The organism is Ruegeria sp. AM4, from assembly GCF_056540665.1.
This window is the reverse complement of sequence record NZ_JBQFXD010000015.1, coordinates 20,974-40,754: the sequence shown is the minus strand read 5'-3', so window position 1 is coordinate 40,754 and position 19,781 is coordinate 20,974. Positions and strand designations below refer to the sequence as shown.

At 56.9% G+C, this 19,781-nt stretch carries 19 protein-coding genes; 11 read left to right on the top strand and 8 right to left on the bottom strand.

Annotated elements, in window-relative coordinates; all coding sequences use genetic code 11:
* Positions 1-41: 41 nt before the first annotated feature.
* From ACR0JA_RS20330 to bfr, 6 genes are all read left to right on the top strand, one after another.
* Positions 42-1,397 (top strand): ABC transporter substrate-binding protein, encoded by a 1,356-nt coding sequence (locus ACR0JA_RS20330; protein ID WP_480578999.1) that lies wholly within the window; start codon positions 42-44, stop codon positions 1,395-1,397.
* A 65-nt stretch (positions 1,398-1,462) separates the two neighbouring features.
* On the top strand, positions 1,463-2,470 hold the full coding sequence (locus ACR0JA_RS20325) for a carbohydrate ABC transporter permease (protein ID WP_480578997.1): 1,008 nt from the start codon (positions 1,463-1,465) through the stop codon (positions 2,468-2,470).
* Positions 2,471-2,482: 12 nt separating this feature from the next.
* Positions 2,483-3,631, top strand: a complete 1,149-nt coding sequence (locus tag ACR0JA_RS20320; RefSeq protein WP_480578995.1) for a carbohydrate ABC transporter permease — start codon at positions 2,483-2,485, stop codon at positions 3,629-3,631.
* 9 nt (positions 3,632-3,640) lie between these two features.
* Positions 3,641-5,296 carry an alpha-glucosidase gene (locus ACR0JA_RS20315; protein ID WP_480578993.1) on the top strand — a complete coding sequence of 552 codons (1,656 nt, stop codon included), beginning with the start codon at positions 3,641-3,643 and terminating at the stop codon, positions 5,294-5,296.
* Positions 5,297-5,299: 3 nt separating this feature from the next.
* A complete protein-coding gene (locus ACR0JA_RS20310; RefSeq protein WP_480578991.1) occupies positions 5,300-6,376 on the top strand; it encodes an ABC transporter ATP-binding protein in 1,077 nt (358 codons plus the stop codon).
* Positions 6,377-6,735: 359 nt separating this feature from the next.
* A complete protein-coding gene (gene bfr / locus ACR0JA_RS20305; RefSeq protein ID WP_480578989.1) occupies positions 6,736-7,221 on the top strand; it encodes a bacterioferritin in 486 nt (161 codons plus the stop codon).
* A gap of 81 nt (positions 7,222-7,302) precedes the next feature.
* Here bfr and ACR0JA_RS20300 read toward each other — a convergent pair whose 3' ends face one another.
* The 7 genes from ACR0JA_RS20300 to ACR0JA_RS20270 all read right to left on the bottom strand — a co-directional run bounded on the left by ACR0JA_RS20300 (position 7,303) and on the right by ACR0JA_RS20270 (position 13,847).
* Complete coding sequence (locus ACR0JA_RS20300; RefSeq protein WP_480578987.1) at positions 7,303-8,175, bottom strand: NAD(P)-dependent oxidoreductase; 873 nt, start codon at positions 8,173-8,175, stop codon at positions 7,303-7,305.
* Positions 8,176-8,186: 11 nt separating this feature from the next.
* Positions 8,187-9,152 carry a 2-hydroxyacid dehydrogenase gene (locus ACR0JA_RS20295; RefSeq protein WP_480578984.1) on the bottom strand — a complete coding sequence of 322 codons (966 nt, stop codon included), beginning with the start codon at positions 9,150-9,152 and terminating at the stop codon, positions 8,187-8,189.
* A gap of 4 nt (positions 9,153-9,156) precedes the next feature.
* Positions 9,157-9,351 (bottom strand): hypothetical protein, encoded by a 195-nt coding sequence (locus tag ACR0JA_RS20290; protein ID WP_480578982.1) that lies wholly within the window; start codon positions 9,349-9,351, stop codon positions 9,157-9,159.
* 4 nt (positions 9,352-9,355) lie between these two features.
* Entirely contained in the window at positions 9,356-10,711 is a 1,356-nt protein-coding gene (locus ACR0JA_RS20285) for an amidase (RefSeq protein ID WP_480578979.1), read from the bottom strand.
* A complete protein-coding gene (locus ACR0JA_RS20280; protein WP_480578977.1) occupies positions 10,708-12,072 on the bottom strand; it encodes a TRAP transporter large permease in 1,365 nt (454 codons plus the stop codon). Before ACR0JA_RS20280 ends, ACR0JA_RS20285 begins: the two co-directional genes overlap by 4 nt.
* Complete coding sequence (locus tag ACR0JA_RS20275; RefSeq protein ID WP_480578974.1) at positions 12,065-12,673, bottom strand: TRAP transporter small permease subunit; 609 nt, start codon at positions 12,671-12,673, stop codon at positions 12,065-12,067. The genes ACR0JA_RS20280 and ACR0JA_RS20275 overlap by 8 nt, the downstream gene beginning before the upstream one ends.
* A gap of 79 nt (positions 12,674-12,752) precedes the next feature.
* Positions 12,753-13,847: a TRAP transporter substrate-binding protein gene (locus ACR0JA_RS20270; RefSeq protein ID WP_480578972.1), complete on the bottom strand. Its 1,095-nt coding sequence runs from the start codon at positions 13,845-13,847 to the stop codon at positions 12,753-12,755.
* Between the two features lie 389 nt (positions 13,848-14,236).
* Between ACR0JA_RS20270 and ACR0JA_RS20265 the strand changes: the two genes are divergently transcribed.
* The 5 genes from ACR0JA_RS20265 to mmsB all read left to right on the top strand — a co-directional run bounded on the left by ACR0JA_RS20265 (position 14,237) and on the right by mmsB (position 18,758).
* Positions 14,237-14,494, top strand: a complete 258-nt coding sequence (locus ACR0JA_RS20265; RefSeq protein ID WP_480578970.1) for a hypothetical protein — start codon at positions 14,237-14,239, stop codon at positions 14,492-14,494.
* A gap of 115 nt (positions 14,495-14,609) precedes the next feature.
* Positions 14,610-16,010 (top strand): selenium-binding protein SBP56-related protein, encoded by a 1,401-nt coding sequence (locus ACR0JA_RS20260; protein WP_480578968.1) that lies wholly within the window; start codon positions 14,610-14,612, stop codon positions 16,008-16,010.
* Positions 16,011-16,016: 6 nt separating this feature from the next.
* Positions 16,017-16,694: a hypothetical protein gene (locus ACR0JA_RS20255; RefSeq protein WP_480578965.1), complete on the top strand. Its 678-nt coding sequence runs from the start codon at positions 16,017-16,019 to the stop codon at positions 16,692-16,694.
* 97 nt (positions 16,695-16,791) lie between these two features.
* Positions 16,792-17,715, top strand: coding sequence for an alpha/beta hydrolase (locus tag ACR0JA_RS20250; RefSeq protein WP_480578963.1), 924 nt, complete (start codon positions 16,792-16,794; stop codon positions 17,713-17,715).
* Positions 17,716-17,885: 170 nt separating this feature from the next.
* Positions 17,886-18,758: a 3-hydroxyisobutyrate dehydrogenase gene (gene mmsB / locus ACR0JA_RS20245; protein ID WP_480578961.1), complete on the top strand. Its 873-nt coding sequence runs from the start codon at positions 17,886-17,888 to the stop codon at positions 18,756-18,758.
* 81 nt (positions 18,759-18,839) lie between these two features.
* On the opposite strand, the gene ACR0JA_RS20240 is transcribed toward mmsB, so the two are convergent.
* Complete coding sequence (locus ACR0JA_RS20240; protein ID WP_480578959.1) at positions 18,840-19,712, bottom strand: LysR family transcriptional regulator; 873 nt, start codon at positions 19,710-19,712, stop codon at positions 18,840-18,842.
* Positions 19,713-19,781: the final 69 nt, after the last annotated feature.

Sequence of the window (19,781 nt, the reverse complement as noted above, 5' to 3'; positions counted from 1 at the left end):
CGAATCTCAGGAGGCGCAGGGAAATTTTGGGAGGAGAACTCATGAAACACTCGCTTTATGCAGGCGCGGCGACGATCGCTCTGCTGGCTGGGTCAGTTCAGGCAGAAGATCTGGTTTTTGCACCTGGTGAAGGGCCGTTCAACTGGGACAGCTACAACGCCTGGGCCGAGAATGCTCCTGATCTGAGCGGTCAGACCGTCACGATCTTCGGTCCGTGGCTGACACCCGAGGACGGCTATTTCAACAATATGATTGCCTATTTTGAGAAAGCGACTGGCGCAGATGTGATCTACACCGGCTCTGACAGCTTTGAGCAGCAGATCGTCATTGATGCCGAAGCGGGGTCGGCCCCCAACATCGCGGTATTCCCGCAGCCCGGTTTGGCGTCGATCATGGCTTCAAAAGGCCAGTTGACGCCTCTGGGTGAAGATATGGCCAGCTGGGTCGGCGATAACTATGCAGCCGGTGATTCATGGGTTGATCTTGGCACCTACAAAGATGCCGATGGCAATGATCAGATGTATGGCTTCTTCTACAACGTGAATGTCAAATCTCTGGTCTGGTACAACCCGGAAAACTTCGAGGATGCCGGTTACGAAGTTCCGACCACCATGGAAGAACTGAAAGCGTTGACCGAACAGATTGTCGCCGATGGTGAGACACCTTGGTGCATCGGTCTGGGTTCTGGTGCCGCGACCGGTTGGCCTGCGACCGACTGGGTTGAAGACATGATGCTGCGGACGCAACCGCCCGAAGTCTACGACCAGTGGGTGACCAACGAGATTTCCTTTGATGATCCTCGCGTGATCGCCGCGATCGAAGAATTCGGCTGGTTCGCACGTGACGATGCCAAAGTCTCGGGTGGGGCTGACGCAGTCGCCTCGACCGACTTCCGCGATAGCCCCAAGGGCATGTTCTCATCCCCGCCGCAGTGCTACATGCACCGTCAGGCGTCTTTCGTGCCAGCCTTCTTCCCCGAAGATGTCGAGTTCGGCCTGGATGCAGATTTCTTCTACATGCCGTCTTTCGCAGACAAGGATCTGGGCAACCCGGTTCTGGGGGGCGGTACCCTGATGGCGGTCAGCAATCCTTCGGATGCGACCAGCGCATTCATGGAGTTCCTAAAGCAGCCGATCGCTCATGAAGTCATGATGGCACAGACCGGGTTCCTGACCCCGCACAAGGGCGTGAACACAGAGGCCTACAAGGACGATACGCTGCGCGGTCTGGGTGATATCCTGCTGGGCGCGACGACCTTCCGCTTTGACGGCTCTGACCTGATGCCTGGCGCGGTCGGCGCGGGCACCTTCTGGACCGGCATGGTTGACTATACGGGCGGCAAGTCCGCCGAAGAAGTTACCGGCGAAATCCAGTCGTCTTGGGACGCCCTCAAGTAGATCGCTGAACCTTCGGGCAACCTGTTCATTGGGTTGCCCGGACCCGAAGCAAGGGAGAGGACACCATGAACCCGGCAATTCAGGGCCTGCTGACAATCGCCATAGGCGTGTCGGGATGCGTGGGCTATTTCTACCTGTCCAATCAGCTCTTGGACAAAGTCCTGTTCCCGCCACGTGGACCCAATGCAGGGCGCAATATCAACCGCGCGAACATGATCCGGCCCTGGCTGTTCCTGTTTCCTGCGATCCTCGCGCTTGGCGTCTATCTTGCCTATCCCGTTGTTGAGACGTTGCGCTTGTCGCTGACCGATCGCGTGCCCGGTGGCGGATATGAATGGGCGGGTCTCGACAACTATACCCAGATGTTGGCCGAGCCGAAATTCTGGGAGGCGATGCGCAACAATATGCTGTGGCTGATTGTTGTGCCGGCCATGTCAACCGCATTTGGCCTGCTTGTGGCGCAGCTGACGGATCGTATCAGCTGGGGCAACGTCGCCAAATCGCTGATCTTCATGCCGATGGCGATTTCTTTTGTCGGCGCCTCGGTGATCTGGAAACTGGTCTATGACGCGCGCCCAATTGATCAGGATCAGATCGGCATTCTGAATGCGATCTATATCTTCTTTGGCGGAACCGAAGCGCACACTTGGTTGACGCTGCCGTTTTGGAACAATTTCTTCCTGATGATCGTGTTGGTCTGGATTCAAACCGGCTTTGCCATGGTCATCCTGTCCGCTGCGCTACGCGGGATCCCGGAAGAGACCATCGAGGCCGCCATTTTGGATGGGGCGAACCCTTTTCAAATTTTCTTCAAGATCAAGGTGCCGCAGATCAAAACAACCATCATGGTCGTCTGGACCACTATCACGATCGTGGTCCTCAAGGTCTTTGACATCGTTTTTGCGATGACCAACGGCCAGTGGGAGACGCAGGTTCTGGCCAATTACATGTATGACAAGATGTTCCGCGCCAATGACTGGGGCGTCGGATCGGCCTCGGCGATGGTGATCATGTTGCTGGTAACGCCGATCCTGATCTGGAACGTGCGCAATGCGCGCAAAGAAATGCAGTAGGAGGTTGGGGATATGAGCGATATTGCAGGAACCCGACCGGCCCTCAGATGGGTGGTCCATGCCTCAGTCGTGCTGCTAGTGGTGCTTTGGGTGTTTCCGACACTCGGCCTGTTGATCTCGTCCTTCAGGACGGGTGATCAGATTGCCAGCAGCGGCTGGTGGCGCGCCTTGTTTCCGTCCGAACAGAATCTGACCCTTCGCGCGGCCGGGCCTGAGGCCCAGGAGCTGCAAGGCGACATGTATGTAATCGAGGGCAATATCTTCGAAGGTGAGCGGGCGTCGGATATCTCCAGATGGGGGGTTAATTCCCGTGCGATCGATGCCTTCGCACCCGGCGATACTGCCGAGTTGCGCCGGGGTGGAACGATCACCGTTCAGGCCAATGGCGACTATCGCATGGAGAACACCGAAGAATTCTCGGGCAAGCGTGGTCCCCGCGTGTTTGTGACAACGACATTGCCGCCTGAATTTACAACCGAGAACTATGCCCATGTTCTGTTCAACGCAAATAGCTCTGACAGCATGGGTAAGGCCTTTTTCAATACGCTGACGGTGACCATCCCGGCGACGATCATTCCCATACTGGTTGCGGCCTTTGCGGCCTATGCGCTGGCATGGATGGATTTTCCGGGCCGGGCGTTGCTGATTGCTGCCGTGGTGGGCCTGTTGGTGGTGCCGCTGCAACTGGCGCTGATCCCGCTGTTGAAGTTCCATTTGAATATCGGGATCGGCAAAGGATATCTGGGTGTTTGGCTGGCCCATACCGGCTTTGGGATGCCACTGGCGATTTATTTGCTGCGCAACTATATGGCCGGGCTGCCCCGCGATCTGATCGAAAACGCACGTGTTGACGGCGCCACCGAGTTCCAGATCTTCACCAAACTCATCCTGCCGCTGAGCTTTCCGGCATTGGCATCTTTTGCGATCTTCCAATTCCTGTGGACGTGGAACGATCTGCTGGTTGCCAAAGTGTTCCTGATCGACGCAACGGGCCAGACCACGGTCATGACCAACCGCATCGTGGAACTGTTGGGTACGCGCGGCGGCAATTGGGAAATTCTGGCGACGGCGGCATTCGTGTCGATTGCGGTGCCGCTGATCGTCTTCTTTGCAATGCAGAAATACCTCGTCCGCGGCCTTTTGGCCGGGTCGGTGAAATAGAGGCGTGTGATGAACGTGCAGAACAATGTAAACCTTGAAAACTCGACCAACGCCTCCGCCGATTGGTGGCGGGGTGGCGTGATCTATCAGATTTATCCACGCAGTTTTCAGGACAGTACCGGCGATGGGATCGGTGATCTGAAAGGCATCACGCAGCGCCTTGGCTATATCGCCTCGTTGGGCGTCGATGCGATCTGGATTTCGCCATTCTTCAAATCCCCGATGAAGGATTTTGGCTACGATGTCAGCGATTACCGCGATGTCGATCCGATGTTCGGCACCATGGAGGATTTCAAGGCGCTTTTGGATCAAGCGCATGGCCATGGTCTGAAGGTCATGATTGACCTGGTGCTGTCGCACACTTCCGACCAGCACCCATGGTTCGTCGAAAGCCGCGCCAGTCGCGAGAACCCCAAATCCGACTGGTATGTCTGGGCCGACCCGAAGCCGGACGGCACGCCGCCGAACAACTGGCTGTCGATCTTTGGGGGCTCGGCCTGGCAATGGGATGCGCGACGCCTGCAATATTACTTGCACAACTTCCTGACCTCGCAGCCCGATCTGAATTTCCATTGCAAGGATGTTCAGGATGCGCTGCTTGATGTAGCACGGTTCTGGTTGGACTTGGGTGTCGACGGATTCCGTCTGGACACGATCAACTTCTATTTCCACGACGCTCAGCTGCGCGACAATCCCGGCTTGCCGATGGATCAGCGCAATGCCTCGATCGCGCCGATGGTGAACCCTTACAATCATCAGGATCACCTCTATTCCAAAAGCCAACCCGAGAATATCGCGTTCCTCGAACGGCTGCGCGCACTGACCGACGAGTACGAAGGCCGCGCCTGTTTGGGAGAGGTCGGCGACGCGCAGCGTGGGCTTGAGATCATGGGTGAGTACACGACCGGCGATAAGCGGATGCATATGTGCTATGCGTTCGAATTTCTTGAAAAACGAGCGCTTACCGCAGCCTACGCCAAGCAGGTGTTCGACCAACTTGAGGACAAGGCCGGCGACGCCTGGCCTTGCTGGGCCTTCTCGAACCATGACGTGCAGCGCCATGCCTCGCGCTGGGGGCTCGACGATGCGGCAATCCGGCAGCACGCCGTTCTGATGATGTGTTTGCGTGGGTCGGCTTGCCTGTATCAGGGCGAGGAATTGGGCCTGCCCGAGGCGGATGTGGCGTTCGAGGATCTGCAAGACCCCTATGGCATCGAGTTCTGGCCCGAATTCAAAGGCCGTGATGGGTGCCGCACCCCCATGGTCTGGACTGCGCAGGACGAACATTCAGGCTTTAGTAGTGGCACCCCCTGGTTGCCGGTCAGTTCGGCGCAGGCTGAAAACGCCGTAGACCGTTCAGAGCAGGATCCGCAATCGATGCTGCACCACTACCGCCGCGCGATTGCCCTGCGTCACGCGCATCCCGCGCTGATGGCCGGAGCGCAGGTTGAAATGGACCAGAACGGCTCGGTGCTGACGTTTCTTCGCGAGGACGCAACCGAACAGGTGTTCTGTGCCTTCAACCTGGGTACAGACCCGGCGCAGCTCACCTTGCCCCAAGGAAACTGGCGCGTGATCGGTGAGGATCTGGGCGGCGTGGATGGGACCGAAACGGCGGTACTCAATGCCAACCAATTCTGTCTGATGACCAGAGAAAAGAGGTAAGCCATGTCGGAACTCAAGCTTACGGATGTGGCCAAGACCTATGGTCCGGTCGACGTTCTGAAACACATCGACCTTGAGATCGAAACCGGTGAACTGATCGTGTTCGTCGGACCCTCTGGCTGTGGCAAGTCCACCTTGCTGCGCATGATTGCCGGGTTGGAAAAGATCTCGGGCGGAACGCTGGAGATCGAAGGGCAGGTTATGAACGATGTTCCGCCCGCGCAGCGCGGTATTGCGATGGTGTTCCAATCCTATGCGCTTTACCCGCATATGACTGTGCGCGAGAACATGGCGTTCGCGCTGAAGATTGCAAAGATGCCGTCTTCCGAGGTCAATGCCGCGGTCGAACGCGCTGCCAAAATTCTGCAACTGGAACCCCTTCTGGACCGGTTGCCCAAGGCTTTGTCGGGTGGGCAACGTCAACGTGTCGCCATCGGGCGGGCCATCGTGCGCGACCCAAAGGTCTACCTGTTCGACGAACCGCTTTCAAACCTCGACGCGGCGCTGCGCGTCGCCACCCGCATCGAGATCGCGCGCCTGAAGGAAGCGATGCCCGACAGCACGATGATCTACGTCACCCACGATCAGGTCGAGGCAATGACGCTGGCCAGCCGCATCGTTGTTCTGGCCAACAAGGGGATTGCGCAGGTCGGCACCCCGCTTGAGCTCTATGAAACACCGGATAACGAGTTTGTCGCACAGTTCATCGGTTCACCTTCGATGAACCTGCTGCCCGGCGTAATTTCCGCGACCGGAGAGCAGACCGAAATCACGTTGGACGCGGGTGGTACCGCCGTCTCTTCTATCGCGACCGATCCTGATCAGATGGGTCTACAGGTTAACATCGGCGTACGACCCGAGGACTTTGTTGCAGACGCGGCAGGGTTCCTTGAGGGGAAAGTTGATTTCATCGAAGCATTGGGTGAGGTCACCTTGCTGTACTTGGCCAACCGTCCCGGTGCCGAAGACGTTGTCGCCAAGTTCCCTGGGATCGAAAAGAACCTGCGTGGGCAAACAGTCAAACTGAGCGCTGACCCTGCCAAAATCCATCTGTTCCACAACGGGCAATCGTTGCGGTAGCCCCTGGGTTTGGCCTTACCCAGCACAATGTAGGCACGTTGTTTCAAGAGACAGTAGCGTGGTGTTGCGGAGAGAGCCGTTCGCTGATCCGGGTTTATTCGGAAATGCACAGGCACATACCTGAACGGCGCGTTGTGCCCGGGGCGGCATGCTGAGATATCTGGCTGGTTCTCGATCTAGCTGATTTCGGGAACCGAAGGTCTGTTGGAACTAAACGAACCAGAATCGTCAGATAGTCATCTAACACGCTGGAAAAATACACTGTTCCGCAATTTTGGCCGAAGCTATCTTTAGTGGTAGCATCGTTGCCAAAGACCTTCTTTCCAAGCCGTTTACATTGAAAGCCAGGGAGATTTGAAATGAAAGGTGACGAAAAGGTAATCGAATATCTGAACAAGGCACTTCGGCACGAATTGACAGCCGTGAGCCAGTATTGGCTGCACTACAGGCTTCAGGACGATTGGGGGCTTGGCAGTATGGCCAAGAAGAGTCGCGAAGAGTCAATTGAGGAAATGGAGCATGCCGATAAGCTGATCGAGCGGATCATTTTCCTTGAGGGCCATCCGAACCTGCAAAAGCTTGATCCGCTCAGGATCGGACAAAATCCGCGCGAGACGCTTGAATGTGATCTTGCTGCGGAACGCAGCGCCCGGGCGTTGTACAAAGAGGCGCGCGACGTCTGCAAAGACGCTGGGGACTATGTTTCGATGGGCTTGTTCGAGGACCTGATGTCAGATGAAGAAGGCCATATCGACTTCCTCGAGACGCAACTCGACCTGTACGATCGGGTTGGACCCGAACTGTTCGCACAGCTGAACGCAACCAACATGGAAGACGCTGACTGAGGCATTCTGAATTGTGACTTTCGCAACGCGTCGAGGCATGACCTCAGCGGACGACGACGTAAGCCAACCTATTGCGCTCGCCTAGTCGAGCGCGCGCAACCTTTTGAACAACGACGACGTATCCCACCGACCGCCGCCAAGTTTCTGCACATCTTTGTAGAATTGGTCCACCAGCGCAGTAACTGGTAAGCTTGCGCCGGTCTCGTTCGCGGTATCCAGACAAATGCCAAGATCCTTGCGCATCCAGTCCACAGCAAAGCCGTGATCAAAATGATCGTCCAGCATGGTTTCATAGCGGTTGGCCATCTGCCAGCTGCCTGCCGCACCCTGGCTGATGACTTCTACAACGGACCGGCCGTCCAGCCCTGCTTTCTCGGCGAAATGCAACGCTTCGCTCAGGCCTTGTACCAGACCGGCGATGGCAATCTGGTTGCTCATCTTGGTCAGCTGGCCAGCGCCACTTTCGCCCAGTCTGCGGCAGATTTTGGCGTAGACCTGCATAATTGGTTCGGCGGCATCATATGCCGATTGGTCGCCCCCGCACATGATGGACAGGGCGGCATTCTCGGCCCCCGCCTGGCCGCCCGAGATCGGCGCGTCGACATAGGCAAGCTCGTGGTCCTTCGCAGCAGCGAACAACTCGCGTGTGACTTTGGCAGAGACAGTCGTGTGATCGACCAGGGTCGCGCCGGATGACATTCCGGCGAAAGCACCATCTTCACCCAGACAAACACTGCGCAGGTCGTCGTCGTTTCCGACGCAGGTCATCACAAACTCGGCGTTTTCTGCCGCTTTTCGAGGGGTCTTTCCCACGTTGCCGCCGTAGGTGTCGACCCAGGCTTCGGCTTTGGCGGATGTGCGATTGTAGACCGTTACGTCGTGGCCAGCGTTCTTGAGGTGACCGGCCATCGGATAGCCCATGACGCCAAGTCCGAGGAATGCAAGTTTTGCCATTTTTATGCCCTCTAGTTCAAAAGGTCCCGCGGGGTCCTGCCCGCAAAGAACGCATCCAGATTGTCCAGAGCGCGAAAGCCCATGGCATCCCGGGTTCTGGTCGTGGCGCTGCCGATATGCGGCAGCATGAAGATATTCTGATGGCGTGCAAATTCCGGGTTGCCGCCGGGTTCGGTTTTGAAGCAATCAAGACCTGCAGCCGCCAGTTTTCCGGTTTCGACGGCATGCAACAGCGCATCCTCGTCCACAAGCGAACCGCGCGCTGAATTGACGACAACAGCCCCATCCGGCAGCGCCGCAATGCGGTCGGTATTCATCAGATCCATGGTTTCCGGGGTAGCCGGACAATGAAGCGACAGGAAATCAGCGACCGGTAAAAGGCTTTCGATGCTTTCATGGTATGTCGCGCCTTGTTCAAGATCGGGGGACAGGCGCGAACGGTTGTAGTAGTGGATTTCCATGTCAAACCCACGCGCTTTCGCGGCAAAGGCGCGACCGACGCGACCCATTCCAACGATCCCAAGACGCGCGCCGGTCACCTGTTTTCCGACCATAAACGATGGGCTCCAACTGTCCCAAGTGCCGGTGCGCATTAGCTGATCGCCTCGGACGGCGTGCCGTGCTGCCCCCAACATCAATAGCATCGCCAATTCGGCAGTCGCGTCAGAAAGAACATCGGGTGTGTTCGTGACCGCAATCCCTTTGTTGGCCAGCGCGGCAAGATCACAGTGATCGACGCCGACCGAGTGGTTCGCAACGATTTTCAGGCGCGGGTTCAGACGAGAGACCACATCTGCCGAGAAATGCTCGGAATGGCATGGCATCATGGCGTCCACCCGCGCACTCATGTCGATGATCTCGTCCGCCGTGCCGGGTGTGTCGGCTTCGTTCAGGATCACCTCGTAGTCGCGGCGGGCGCGTTCGATGGTGGCGTCAGAGACCCGCCGCGGCAGCCACAGGACTGGTTTTGCGGTCATCGGATCAGTCCTTTTTGATGGCATCTTCCCAGAAGTTGTAAAGCGCAAGCGCGATGACGAAGAACGCAATGCACATGAAGGGGAAACCGCCCCAGAAGCCTGCGAAACCGGTCGAAATACTGTGCGACAGACCCAGAACAAAAACCATCATCAAGCCTGTGCCGATCAAACCCATGAGAATGTTTGTTAGGCGTGACATATGTTTACTCTCCTTGTTGTTCCTGCTCGGCGAGCTTTCGCTGGACCCAGGATGCGGTGCGCAGAAGGCGGTCGTCTTCTTCTATCGCGCCAATTAGTTGTACACCGACCGGCAGATCGGTCTGTCCGACCAAAAGCGGCAGTGTCAGACAGGGCAATCCGGCCAGCGTCCAGGTCAGACAGAACACCGAATCCCCGGTATGACCCGCGCTCAACGGCACCGCCTCGCCCGTGGCTGACGGGGCGAGGATGGCGTCGAAATCGTTGAAATAGCCCGAAAAGAATTCCTGCGCGGATGCCATGACCGCAACCGCGTCTTCATATTGCATCTCGCTGATCTCGGTACCGCGTTTGATCGCCGCCTGCATTTCTTCGCTAAGCTGGTCCCAGTTGGTCTCGGAAACCGGCGCCATGTTCTGGCGAATTTCGTAGTCGTAGATAATCTTGTGGACATTGATCAGATCGGCCAGTTGCGGCGATGCGGAAAAGCGCTCGACGCGTCCGTCCAGCCCGTCAATTACGGCATTCAATCCATCGACGGTACTTGCATCAAGGCGGTCGTGAAACGGGAAGTCCAACCAGGCTATATTAGGCGCAACCGGCGCGTCGGATTGAGCACCGTCCAGCATGGGTGCGCGCGGTCTTGCAAAGCTTGCGGTGTCGCTCTGGTCGAAGGATGCCAGGACATCGGTCAACAACGCGATGTCTTCTAAGGAGTTCGCAAAGCCACCGACATGATCCAGCGACACAGATGTTCGAAACACGCCACTGCGTGAGATCGTACCGCGCGTTGGTTTGAACCCGTAGACGCCGCAAAAAGAAGCTGGACGGATCACCGAGCCGCCGGTTTGCGAGCCAACGGCAAGCGGGACATGTCTGGCGGCGACCGCAGCCGCCGAACCGCTGGACGACCCGCCCGGAGTGCGCGTCGCGTCAAAGGGGTTGGTCGTGTCTGTCGGGTGCATGAAGGCGAATTCGGTGGTTTTGGTTTTGCCCATTATCACCGCGCCAGCTTCGCGCAAGCGTTCGACAAGACGAGCGTCGGAGTTTGGTTGGCGGCCCGCATAGACCGGGCTGCCGCATTGTGTTGGCATATCCTTTGTGTCGACAATGTCCTTCAGACCCACCGGCACACCGTGCAACGCCCCGGTGGCGCGCCCGGACTTGCGGATGCGGTCCATTTCGCGCGCCTGATCCAGCGCCATACCCGCATCCAGATAGGCCCATGCGCGGATCTCGCTGTCGGTTTTGTCGATCCGCTCGAGGCAACATTCGACCAGCGCTTCGGATGTGATTTGACCCGAACGGATGGCCTCGGCGGATTGAACCGCCGAGAAGAGGGACAAATCATGTTTTGTCATGGGACCCAAACCCCGAACAGATAATCAGGCAGCCAAAGTGCGATCCCCGGGAACTGGTACATCAGCACCATGCATAGGATCACGATGGCCAGATAGGGCATCAGACCCTTGAAGATCTCCATCAGCTGGATCTGGTTTTTCAGCACCCCTTTGAGGTAATAGGCCGACATCGCCATCGGGGGTGTCAGGAAGGAGGTCTGCAAATTCAACGCCACCAGCATCGCGAAGAAATACGGGTTTACTCCGAACGTATCCAGCATTGGCAGAAAGATCGGGACGAAGATGATCAGGATCTCTGACCACTCCAGAGGCCAGCCCAGCAGGAAGATGATCAGCTGCGCAAGGATCAGGAACTGCCACGGTTGCAGGTTCATGCCGACCACCCAATGCTCGATCACGTCGTGGCCACCGAGATATGAAAAGATCGAAGCAAAGGTCCACGAACCGACAAACAGCCAACACACCATTGCAGTGGCTTTGGCGGTCAGAAAGACGCTTTGCTTTACCTTGTCCCATGTCAGCGACCGATAAAACATTGCCAGCACCAGTCCACCAAGCGCGCCCATTGCGGCGGCTTCGGCAGGTGTTGCTAGACCCCCGAGGATCGATCCCAAAACCAGCATGATCAACACGGTCAAAGGTACGAATGAGATCAGCAGATCCATATAGATCTGGCGCTTCGGCGGGATGTCATCCTCTTGCGGCTTGGGGGCCAGGGAGGGGTTTATCCACACGCGGATCATCACATAGACGATGTAGAGGCCGGCAAGCAGTAGCCCGGGGAACACCGCAGCCGCATAGAGTCGCAGAGGCGAAAGCTCGGCGATCGCGGCGTAAACAATCAGCATGATCGACGGCGGGATGAGAATGCCCAAGGTTCCGCCCGCACAGATGACACCTGATGCAAAACTGCGCTGATACCCGGCATTGGCCATCGCCGGATAAGCCAGCAGCCCCATCAGGGTAACGACCGCTCCGACGATGCCGGATGCGGTCGAAAACACCGCACAGGTCAGCAAGGCCGCGATGGCCAGCGACCCCGGAAGGTTGCGCGCAGCCATGTAGAGCGAGAAGAACAGGCGGTCGACGATATTCGCCCGTTCGACCACATATCCCATGAACAGGAACAAAGGGATGGCCACCAGCGTGTCGTTCTCCATCACCGAATAGGTATTCTGGTTCAGTAGATAGAAGATGTTGTTGTTGAAGATATCCGCAATGGTTTCGGGCGCGGATTGGTAATAGGCGTAATAGCCAAACGCGACTCCCATGGCCAGCAACGTGAAGGCAATTGGAAAACCCAGCAGCACCAACACGATAAAGAGGCTGAGCATCAAGATGGCGACCTGAGGATCAGTCATCGCTGCGGCCTCCTTGCTTGGTGTCGGTTGGCTGAAGTTTGTCGACAGTCGATTCCATCAACATGTCCTCGGTCTCTCGCACATCGTCGAGACGTTCGAGCCAGACGCCATTTTTCATGGCCAGCCAGCACCGCGCCATTTCAGCGAGGCCTTGTAACATCAGCAGCATGCCCGCGACCGGGATCAGGGTTTTGAAGAAATAGATCTGGATGCGCGCGGGGCTGTTCCAGCTAACTTCTTCATAGCGCCAGCTGTCTTTCGCGATCTCCCAGCCGTACCAGAACAAGGCGAACATGCCGGGAAAGAAAAACAGAATGTACAGAACGAAATCGACGCGCGCCTGCCATTTGACCGAAAACAGCCGGTATAAGACGTCGCCGCGCACATGCGCGTCCTGGGCCAGCGCGTAGGCACCTGCCATCAGGAACAGCGCGCCATACATCTGGACCATCATGTCGAAGGCCCAGACCGTTGGCTTGTTCAGCACGTAGCGGACAAACACTTCGTAGGACACTGAAAGCGTCAGTATTAGGATGCACCATCCAAAGGCTTTGCCGACCCATTGGCTTAGCCCTTCGATGGCGTGAATTGTCTTGACCAAGATCAGTTCCTCGCCTGTTCTGCCCGAAGTTCAGGAAGCCGCGCAAAGCGCGACCCCCAATGTTTTGCGACCTTAGACGTCAGCCGAAATAGTGTTTATAGGCCAGCTTATAGTCAGGCTGGTTCAGGTTGAGGTAGTTCATAACCGTCTTCGCGTATGCCTTCTGGCTGTCGATGACCTTGGCAAAGAAGGGGTCCTCGTTCGCGATACGCTCGACCACAACGTCCCAGGCATCTAGCTGAGCTTGCATAACGCTGTCCGGAGTCCTGTAGACGTTGACGCCCTGTTCCTCGGCCAGTGTGACCAGGTCTTCGGAATAGCGCTTGGTGTTGTTCCAGTAGAAGTTGGAATTTTCGGCCTCGGACGCATATTTCAGGATCGCCTGAAGCTCGGGCGCAAGGGCGTTGAACTTGTCCTTGTTGAATGTGACTTCAAAGAACTCCTGACTCTGGTGGAACGACGCAAGGTGATAGTGTTTGGACACGTCTTGCATACCAAAGTCGCGGTCGGACGTCGGGTTGTTGAACTCGGCCGCATCGATCAGGCCGGACTTCATCGCGGGCTGGATTTCACCGCCCGGCAACTGCACAACCGACATGCCCATCTCAAGCAGAACGTCCGCAGCAAGACCAACGGTCCGATATTTCAGGCCGTTCATCTGGCCCGCGTCCGTGATCTCTTCTTTGAACCAGCCCAACGGCTGCGCTGGCATCGGCGAGTTGAAGAAGGATACGACATTCAGTCCGAGTATCCCCATCAGCTCGTCAAACAGCTCCTGTCCGCCGCCATAATTCACCCAACCCAGAACTTCCTGGCTGGACCAGCCAAAGCAAGGGCCGGTTCCGAACAATGACGCGGTCTTGGATTTCGAGTACCAATAGGCTGGCACATAATGCGCAGCGTCCAGAACGCCGCGATGAACCGCGTCCTGCATCTGGCTGGTTTTCACGACCGAGTTCACGGGCAGCAGTTCGATTGTCAGCTTGCCGCCCGACATTTCGTTCACGCGGTTCACATAGGATTGCGCGTTCTCAAGAAAGATGCCGCCGCCCCAGGCTGCCTGCATCTTAAACGTGGTTCCTTCCTGCGCATGGACTGCGGGCGCCGCAAGCGCACCTGCGCCCACAACAGCCGTACCACGCAGAAAGCTTCTGCGGTTCAAAGATTTTGTCATGTTTCCTCCCTAAACTGGCTCGTTGCTGATATTTTTCAGCGTTTGGGCCAACCCGCCGTTCGGCGGACACGAGTAACGATAAGGCAGAATTCTGAATTTTCAAAATTTTTCGAAACCGCCCGGGCTATTTTCTGCAAGATTCACGTAACGTAATGATGAAAAATGACTTTATGCTTTTGACAGTTCTTGGGCCCAAGGTCGGGCCGATCTCTTTCATCGATATCCCAAACATCAGCGTCTCTGGCGGCAACCGAATGCCATATTGCGTCGCACCGGTGCTGGTTTTGTTGTCTTAACCAGGATGGAAACGGTGTCGAACGTCCGAATTGGGCGTGGGAACGGAACCGCCCTTGCGGCGCGTAATCCGACCCGGCTTTCAGGAAACGAATTTGAATGCTACGTTCAACGCATTCACGGACCTAGCAAAAACCAAGCGCGAAGATCGGGTGACCGAATTCTGCCCTGTTCCAAAGCAAGGCTTTGCCGATTGTGATCAGAAAGTCGGCATCGGTAAGTTCAGTGTCGCAGCTTTTTTGCGGGTAACGACTTTGGCGAAGCGCTATGCGCATTGGTCGTCCGACCACAGCGGCGTTTCGATCACGAATACAGGCAGGAGATTGGAGCACAAAAGAAGAAATTGGCGATAAAAATTCTGAGCGCCAAACAGCGTAGTGACGTCGCACAGGTGTAGAGGAGGCACTGGTACGGCGATCGCGGACGCGCCTCAGCGACCTGGGGCAAACATATAATGGGAGGACTGAAATGAATCTACGACCAGATCCGACGTTTCATGCGTCACCAAAACTGGCGATGGAAGCGCCGGTCGAGAATTTTGCCTTCACCATAATGCTCGGCAAAGACGCCAGCCATCATGATGGATTGGCGGTGATAGACCTGCGGTCCGGTTCGGACACTTACGGACAAATTGTGCACACCGTCATGACGCCGACCCCCGGTGATGAGTTTCACCATTTCGGTTGGAACGCCTGTTCGTCGTCGTTGTCGCCGCTGTCGGGCCACGCGTTTCTGGAACGTCGCTATCTGATCGTTCCGGGCATCCGCTCGAGCCGTATCTATATCTTCGATGTCAAGGAACCGCTTGAGGCAAAGATTCACAAGATCATCGAGCCTGAAGAGGTGTTTGCCAAAACCGGCTACTCTCGCCCGCATACCATCCATTGCGGACCCGAGGGCATTTATGTCTCGACCCTTGGCGGGGCCGGGCCGGATGGCACCGACGGACCGCCGGGAATTTTCATCATGGATTGTGAAAGCTTTGAGATAATCGGTCGTTATGAAATGGATCGCGGTAAGCAGGACAAACACTATGATTTCTGGTGGAACCTGCCGCAAGATTACATGGTCAGTTCCGAATGGGGTCTGCCACCGCAGTTCGAGAACGGAGTAGTACCCGAAGACCTGCTGAGCAACAAATACGGCCATTCCATCCATTTCTGGGACCTGCGCGCGCGCAAGAATATCCAGACGATTGATTTTGGCGAAAACTATCAGATGGCGCTGGAAATCCGCCCCGCGCATGACCCAAGCAAGTCTTACGGGTTCTGCGGAGTGGTGGTCGACACGACCAACCTGCAGGGCGCGATCTTTACCTGGTGGCGCGATGACGACGGCAAATGGCAGGCGAAGAAGGTCATCACCATCGACCCGCGCCCCGAGGACCCGGAGAACCTGCCAGAGTTGCTCAAGGGCTTTAGCGCCGTGCCGCCGCTGGTTACGGATATCGACCTGAGCCTGGACGACAAATACCTCTATGTCGCCTGCTGGGGGCTGGGCGAGATGCACCAATATGACGTCTCCGACCCGTTCAATCCCGTTCTGAACGGCAAGGTGGAGTTGGGCGGCATTGCGCGTGAAACCAAGCACCCCAACGGCCAGGATTTTGTCTATGGCCCGCAGATGGTCGAGATCAGCCGAGACGGCAAGCGTGTCTACTGGACCAACTCGCTGTATTCCACCTGGGACAATCAGTTCTACCCCCATCACGAAGGTGGCCAGATGGTGATGGCCAATGTGGGCGAAGATGGCAGTTTCGCGATGGACCAAGATTTTTACGTCAGCTTCCCGGAAGGGACGCGAGCGCACCAGATCCGTCTGGAAGGGGGCGACTGTTCGACCGACAGTTTCTGCTATTCCTCCGTGTAGGTGGTAATGGACGGATTGTCTTTGGCGGCCCTTTGGTGGGCCGTCATTTTTTCGGGCGTCTATCACGGCATCAACCCCGGCATGGGCTGGCCGCTGGCCGTTTCTGCCGCGCTGATGGAGCGCAAGCCGGCGGCCATGGCGCGGGCGCTGGCGATGTTGGCGTTAGGGCATTTTCTGGCGATGATCGGCATTCTTCTGCCGTTCTCGCTGATGATCATTCTGGTTGAGCGCGAAACCGAAATTCGACTGGCCGCCGGTGTGATCGTCATTGCCATGGGTGTCTACCTGCTGGTCAATCGCAAGCATCCAAATATCCTGACCCGGGTCCATCCGGCACGGCTTGCGCTCTGGTCGTTCTTGGCCGCGATGGCGCACGGGGCAGGGTTGATGCTGGTCCCGATCTATCTGGGAATTTGCGGTATTTTGGAGCCGGGCAATATCGCCGAAACCGGCCATGCCGCCGTGCAAAACCTGATGAGCAGCGACATTGCAACGGCCTTTATCGTGGCTGCAGTGCATACGTTCGCGATGACACTTGTAGGTGCCGCCGCGGCCGTTGTCGTCTATTGGTGGTTGGGGCTGACATTCATCTCAAAAAGTTGGTTCAACCTCGACGTCGTGTGGGCCGTCAGCCTGATTGTCGTCGGCGCGTTTGGATTCTGGTCGGCCTATGCTGGGCATTGATGGATTGAACAGTGTCTTGCGTAAGTCGAACCCGTTCTCTTTGTCTGTTGGGTGTTTCGTGACAGACTAACCAAGTTGATTGAAAGGAGTTTCCCGGATGGCACTGTTTTTTTCGCGCCGAACCTATAATGCGTCCAAGAAGAAATTTACGCTGAAACCGGCTGTTAAGACACGTTACGTCAGCATCACTCAGACCAGCTCAGACGGGCGTATCCGAAAGGGTGGAATTGTCAAAAAGTCAAATTGGCTCGAACTGGTGCGCCAGCAGGGTGGTGACAAGGAAGTTCTGATTTATGTCCACGGGTTCAACACCTCGCAAAAGGAAATGCTGGACCGGCTAGCAAAGATCGAAAAAGGCGTCAGGGCCAAAGGGTACAAGGGCGCTGTGGTGGCGTTCGACTGGCCCAGTGACGGGTCGGTTCATGCCTATGATAAGGATCGCTCGGACGCCAAAAAAGTCGCCCCGCATCTTGTCGGGGACGGGATGCTGCCGCTGTTGGCCATGTCGCCGCGCCCGAAGGTTCATATAATCGCGCATTCCATGGGGGCGCTCGTCGTGCTTCGCGCCTTTTCTGATTTCGGAGATTCCGCCGGTCCGGGCAGAAGCTGGGGCGCGGATCAAGTCATGTTCGCCTCGGCCGACGTGGATTCCGCCTGGCTGGAGAAAGGGGCCTGGGGCGGGCTGGTCCTGAAGAAACGCTGCAAACGGTTTACGAACTATTACAGCGGAAAGGACAAGGTTCTGGCCCTGTCGGGCGGATTGATAAACGGCGGTCGCGCCCGTGCCGGTCATGTCGGAATGCCGGACCTTATGACCAAGGGACATTGGGACATTTTCTGCGATGAGCAATATCGGCGTGACGTTCCCAAATCCAAGCGGTCCCGCGTATTTTCACATCGTTGGTGGTTCGACAATGACGGTTTCTACAAGGACCTTGCGCTGACGATAGACGGCAGGGACGCCAAGTCGATGCCAACACGCAGGGGAACGACAGGTAGGGACCTGGCCATGCTCAGCTGATCGGTATCCGCGCGCCGATGGTCGCCGGTGCAAATCCGACGACATCGGCACATGGGCGATTGACAAAATCCTTCAACCGAACTGGAAATACCGCAAGTTGGCGCTGTACCATCGGATCGATCATACCAGCGAGCCGGGGTGGTGACCTTGTGATCTGACGGAGGAAAGATATGAAGATCGGATTTATCGGACTGGGCAACATGGGCGGCCCGATGGCAGCCAATCTGGCCAAAGCGGGTCATGACGTTGTCGGGTACGACATGGCGGATGTTGCGATCGAAGGTGTCACGCTCGCCGGGTCGGGGGCCGATGCCGCCACCGATGCCGATGTCATCATCACCATGCTGCCCAACGGCCAGATCCTGCGCGCTGTCGCCGACGAGGTGATCCCGGCGATGACCAAAGGGACGGCGCTGGTGGATTGTTCGACAGTGGACGTCGACAGCGCGCGCGCTGTTGCGGAACAGGCAACAGCGGCCGGGTTGAAATTTGTCGATGCCCCTGTGTCGGGCGGCATCGGCGGCGCCTCTGCCGGAACCTTGACGTTCATGGCAGGGGGAACGGCTGATGCCTTCGCGACCGCAGCCCCTCTGTTCGAGATCATGGGTCAGAAAGCCGTGCATTGCGGCGACGCCGGAGCCGGGCAGGCCGCGAAAATCTGCAACAACATGATCTTGGGCGTCACCATGATCGGCACCTGCGAGGCGTTTGCTTTGGCGGACAAGCTGGGTCTGGACCGCCAGAAGATGTTTGATGTCGTCTCGACCTCGTCGGGCTATAGTTGGACGATGAACGCCTATTGCCCCGCACCGGGTATCGGGCCGGAAAGCCCTGCGGACAACGACTATCAGCCCGGGTTCGCAGCAGAACTCATGCTCAAGGATTTGCGCCTCAGCCAGCAGGCTGCCACCAGCGCAGATGCGGACACGCCGATGGGGCAGTTGGCTGAACAGCTATATGCCCGGTTCGTTGAAGATGAAGACGGTCAAGGTCGCGACTTTTCGGCCATGCTGCCGCGCTTTAGCGCAAGAGGACGGGTCTGACGCCAGCGCCGTTAATCTGACCGCCGCGCCGCGTGAATTCCGACGCCTCGACGTCTGTTGATGCGACGGATTGCTTCTACGTCAGATCAGCTTGCTGTCCAGAATGAAAGAACTGCATGCTTCGGTCAGGTCTGCGGACCGGGGTTTCTCTTTCACGTACAGATAGACCTGCCGTTTATCGGGCAAATCCGAAAGCGCGCGAAACGCGGTGGATTCAGGAATGAATTGCGCAACGGTCTGCGGCAGAACGGTTACCCACTTGCCCGTTCTGACCATGGTGATAAGCGAATGCGTATTGTGGATGGTCACCTCGGTACCTTTGATCGCATCCACAAATTTTGGCGTCTGGATCAGGTCGCACAGGGCATTCCGTACAAATGATGCGGCCATCACGTCCTTGATGCTCGGAGGGTTCGGGTTTGTAACAAGCGGATGGTCGGACGCGCATACAAGCCCGAATTGGTCTTCGAACAAGGGAATGGCTTTGATGCCCTTTAGTGGATGAAGACCCGAGGCAATTCCAATGTCGGCTTTGCCTTCGGCCAGCGAGTCCAGCACCTGTTGCGTATCTGTGTCGCGCAGCTCGACCTTCAGCCCGGGAAATCGCTTGGTCATGTATTCGAGGACCGAAGGAAACACCAACGCGGCGACTGAGGGCACCGACACTATGCGCATCAAGCCATGCGCCGCATCGGCCGCCGCTTCGATGGATTGCACCGTCTGATCGAACTGGCGTATCTGTTTCAGTGACATCTCGAACACCTGCTCTCCCAATGCGGACAGGTGGTTCTTTCGTTCCCCATCGAACAGTTTCTTGCCAAGATGGCTTTCCAATTGTTTGAGAGTCATTGAGACCGCAGATTGGGTGCGTCCCAGACGATCGGCCGCCTCGGCAAGATTGCCGGTCTGAGCGACGGTACAGAAACTGCGCAGCATTTCGATCTTGATGGCCATACTTCAAATTTCCTGAAGTTTCTTTAAGTTGTTTGAGTTTGACTGATGTGGGTCGCAAAGTCCATTCTG